The organism is Mitsuaria sp. TWR114, from assembly GCF_007997345.1.
This window is the reverse complement of the sequence record NZ_VOSR01000479.1, coordinates 1-4,106: the sequence shown is the minus strand read 5'-3', so window position 1 is coordinate 4,106 and position 4,106 is coordinate 1. Positions and strand designations below refer to the sequence as shown.

Genomic DNA, 4,106 nt, shown 5'->3' with positions numbered 1-4,106 from the left:
TCGATCTCGGCGAGCAGGTGCACCAGCTGGCGGCGGCGCTCGGCCTGCTCGCGCGCCTCGGGCGTGCCCTTGTCGCGCTGGGGGTCGGGCGGCGGCAGCAGCGCAAGCTCGCGTCGCACCCGGGTGAGCAGCTGTTCCTGGGCCACCTGCAGCTGCTGGATCTGGCTGTGCTGGACCTCGGTGCTGTCGCCGGTCTCGGCCTTGGGCGAGGGCGGCAGCGGCGACGTGGCGCGCAGGTCCGCCGCCATCTCGCCGCCGCCGGCCAGGTTGGCCTGTGCCAGCGCCTGCGCCTTGACCGGCGCCTCCTGGCCGCGGGCGTTGACCAGCACCACCTCCAGCGGCGTGTCCTGGAACAGGCGGTCGAACTGGTCGGGCGCGACGAACTTGAGCGTCCCCAGGCCCAGGTGCACCCCGGCCGAGACGATCAGCGCGTACTGCAGGAGGCTGAGCTTGGGCATCGTGAACATGCGGAAGCGGATCAGGAGGCGGCGGGGGCGGGCGTCGCCGCGCCGTCCGTGCCCTTGGTCGTGTCGGCGCTATCCGCGCCTTCGTCGTTGACGTCGATCGCCAGCGTCAGCACGCCGCTGGGCTCTTCGTCCTCCTCGGCTTCCGCGTCGCCGGACGGGGCGGCCTCGGCATCCAGGCGCTCGACCAGGTTGGCGTGCACCTCCAGCGTCAGCTCATCCAGGCCGGTGATGCGGACCTTGACGTGGCTGTTGCGCGGCAGCGATTCGCAGCCCAGCGCGCGGAACACCAGCGGCAGCTCGTCGGCGCGGACCAGGCCGTCCTTGAGGACCGCGGCGGTCAGCTCGGTGATGCCCTGCTGCTGCAGATAGCGCAGCGTCCAGTAGCGCTCGATGCCGGACTGGAAGCCGTTGTAGGCGCTGTAGGCGGCGTCGAAGCCCGAGATGATCGAGAACAGCGCCGCGTCCTTGGGCTTGAACGGCGCCGCCAGCGCGGCGGTCTTGCCGTGACGGGCGCAGGCGATGATCTGCCACTGGTTCACGAGGTCGACATAACGGCGCAGCGGCGACGTCGCCCAGGTGTACTGCGCCACGCCCATGCCGGCGTGCGGCGCGGGCTTGGTGCCCATGCGGACCTTCATGCCCGGCGCCAGGCTGGCCTGGCTGCGGTAGATGCCGGGCACGCCGCAGTCGGCGAGGATGCCGCCCCAGCTGGAGTTGGCCAGGATCATGGCCTCGGCCACGATCAGGTCCAGCGCAGTGCCGCGCTGGCGCACCGAGATGCTGACCTGCTCGGCGCCCACCGGTTCGTGCTCGCCGTTGCCCTCCAGGCGGAAGTTGTAGTCGGGCCGGTTGAAGGTCTCGGGCTTGCCGCGCACCACCTCGCGCTTGGCCTTGAGGTCCTTGGCCAGGCGGTAGGCGAAGGCCAGTTCCGGCGCGAAGTCGTAGTCGGCCGGCGCCGCGCCGGTCAGCGTGGCGTCGGTGATGACGTGGTCCAGCTTGTCGTGGCGCAGGTTGGCGGCGATGGGCACGCGCTCGAGCCGGGTCTCGCGGGCGGTGATCTCCAGCGTCGCCTCGTCCATCGTCAGGTAGATGCTGACGGCGGGGCAGTCGCGGCCTTCGATCAGCGTGTAGGCCTGGACCACGTCGTCGGGCAGCATGGTGAGTTTCCAGCCCGGCATGTAGACGGTGGAGAAGCGCTCGCGGGCGACCTTGTCCACCGGCGAGTCCGGCTGGATCGCCAGGCCCGGCGCCGCGATGTGCACGCCGAAGACCACCGTGCCGGTGCCCAGGCCCTGGACGGACAGCGCGTCGTCGATCTCGGTGGTGGCGGAGTCGTCGATCGAGAACGCGCGCACGCCGGCCAGTGGCAGCTCGTCCCTGATCTGCGGCGCGGACAGCGCGGGGAAGCTGGTGCCCTTGGGGAAGTGCTCGAAGAGGAAGCGCTTCCAGTGGAACTGGTAGGGGCTGGCGATCGCGCCGGCGTCCTTGAGCAGGTCCAGCGGCGCCTTGTGGCTGCGCTTGGCGGCCTCGACGACGGCCTTGTACTCCGGGCCGTTCTTGTCGGGGCGGAAGAGGATCTTGTAGATCTGGTCGCCGATCGGCGCCGGGCATTGACCCGCGGCGAGCTCGTCGGCCCACTGCTCGATCTGCGCCGCGACCTGCTTCTTGCGTTCGATGCCCAGCAAGGCGGCCTTGACGATCTCGGCCGGCGCCTTCTTGAACAGGCCCTTGCCCATCCGGCGGAAATAGTGCGGCGCCTCGAACAGGCGGAAGAGCGCGCCGGTCTGCTGGCCGAGCGTCGCTTTCTCGTCGAAGTAGTCGCGGGCCAGGTCGGCGAAGCCGAATTCGCCCTCGGGCGCGAACTCCCAGGCCAGGTCGAGGTCGATCTCGGCGGCCAGGCGCTGGCCCTCCGCGATCAGCTCGGCCGGCGCGGGCTTGTCGAACTTGAGCAGCACATGGGCGGTCTTCACTTTGACGCGCTTGCCCGAATCGAGCTCGATCTGCATCGAGGATTCGGCTTCGGACAGGATGCGGCCGGCGAGGAATTTTCCGGCGTCTTCGAACAGGGCAAACATAGCGGCGGGATTGTCGCTGATCGTGGAGGGGGTGCCGGACGGGTCCGCGCGGCGGGCGTGTCAATTCGTTCCGGGTGGCGACCCGGCGGATGCGGACGCGCCGCGGGGGCTGTTCGCAGGCTGTCGCGGCGATGTCAATCGCGTGTCAACGGTCGGTCACGGCGCCTTCGCATACTCGCCGCGCACTGGCCACCCCACATGCCCCCACGATTCCACACCCTCATTGCCGCGCAGTTCCTTTCCGCGCTCGCCGACAACGCGCTCCTCATCGTCGGCATCGCGCTGCTGCGCGAGATGGGACAGCCGGCCTGGTGGGCGCCGCTGCTGAAGCTGTGCTTCACGCTCGCCTACGTCGGGCTGGCGCCGGTGGTGGGATTGATCGCCGATGCCTGGCCCAAGGTGGCGCTGATGAGCTGGATGAATGGGCTGAAGGCGCTGGGGGTCGGCGCGATGGCGCTGGGCCTGGATCCGCTGCTGGCATTCGGCATCGTCGGCACGGCCGCGGCCTGCTATGCGCCGGCCAAGTACGGCCTCATCACGGAGATCGTTCTGCCGACGCGCCTGGTGGCGGCCAACGGGTGGATCGAGGTGTCGGTGGTGTGCTCGGTGCTGCTGGGCACGCTGGTCGGCGGCCTGCTGGTCAGCCCGTGGTGGATGGCGGCGATGGGGGGATGGGGTGTGGCGCGTCCGCTGATCGCGTCGTTGTACGCGCTGCTGGGCGTCTATGCGCTGGCGGCGCTGCTGCAGCTGCGCGTGCCCGAGAGCGGCATCGTCTATCCCCGGCCGCCGCGCCGCGCGCTGGACATCGTGCGTGATTTCCGGATCTCCAACCGCGCCCTGTGGCGCGACCGGCTGGGTGGTCGCTTGTCGCTATCGATGACGACGCTGTTCTGGGGTGCGGGTGCGACCTTGCAGCTGGCGGTCCTGCAATGGGCGCAGGACGTGCTGGGTCTGCGCTTGAACCAGGGCGCGTACCTGCAGGCCACGGTGGCGATCGGGGTTGTGGTGGGTGCGGGTCTGGCGGGCCGATGGATTGCGTTGCACCACTCGTTGCGGGTGATGCCGCTGGGTCTGATGCTGGGTGGTTTGATGCTGGGCACGCCGTGGGTGACGTCGCTGGGCTGGGCGCTGCCGGCGATGGTGCTGGTGGGTGCGGTGGGTGGTGCGATGGTGGTCCCGATGAATGCCTTGCTGCAGCACCGTGGCGTGCAGATCCTGAGCGCTGGCCGTTCGATTGCGGTGCAGGGCTTCAACGAGAACCTGAGCATCTTGCTGATGCTGGGTTGCTACACCGCGCTGCAGGCGATGGGAGTTCCGCTGGTCTGGTTGATGAGCGCGCTGGGCGCTTTCGTCTTCGCCTGCGTGCTGATCCTGATGATCCGCCGTCGCGTCCGTGATGGTGTGGCGCCGACCTCTTCGAACCGCTCTCTGGTGTGAGGTGAAGGGAGCCCGGGGCCGGCAGCGGCGCCCGCTTTGGGCACTCAACTCCCGCCGCTCACCTTCGGCTCGCTTTGGTCAGACAGAACGTGCCTGGTCAGTTTTTGGAAGCGGGCGCCGCTGCCGG

Annotated in this window: 2 protein-coding genes and 1 pseudogene; 1 reads left to right on the top strand and 2 read right to left on the bottom strand. The window is 69.5% G+C overall.

Going from position 1 to position 4,106, the window contains the following annotated elements; genetic code table 11:
* Together FUT87_RS17185 and FUT87_RS17180 are read right to left on the bottom strand one after the other, a co-directional pair.
* Positions 1-467: pseudogene (locus tag FUT87_RS17185) on the bottom strand (energy transducer TonB); the annotation flags it as partial.
* Between the two features lie 11 nt (positions 468-478).
* Complete coding sequence (locus FUT87_RS17180) at positions 479-2,542, bottom strand: ribonuclease catalytic domain-containing protein (protein ID WP_147241802.1); 2,064 nt, start codon at positions 2,540-2,542, stop codon at positions 479-481.
* A gap of 198 nt (positions 2,543-2,740) precedes the next feature.
* Between FUT87_RS17180 and lplT the strand changes: the two genes are divergently transcribed.
* Positions 2,741-3,979 (top strand): lysophospholipid transporter LplT, encoded by a 1,239-nt coding sequence (gene lplT, locus FUT87_RS17175; protein WP_147241801.1) that lies wholly within the window; start codon positions 2,741-2,743, stop codon positions 3,977-3,979.
* The last annotated feature ends 127 nt before the right edge of the window (positions 3,980-4,106 follow it).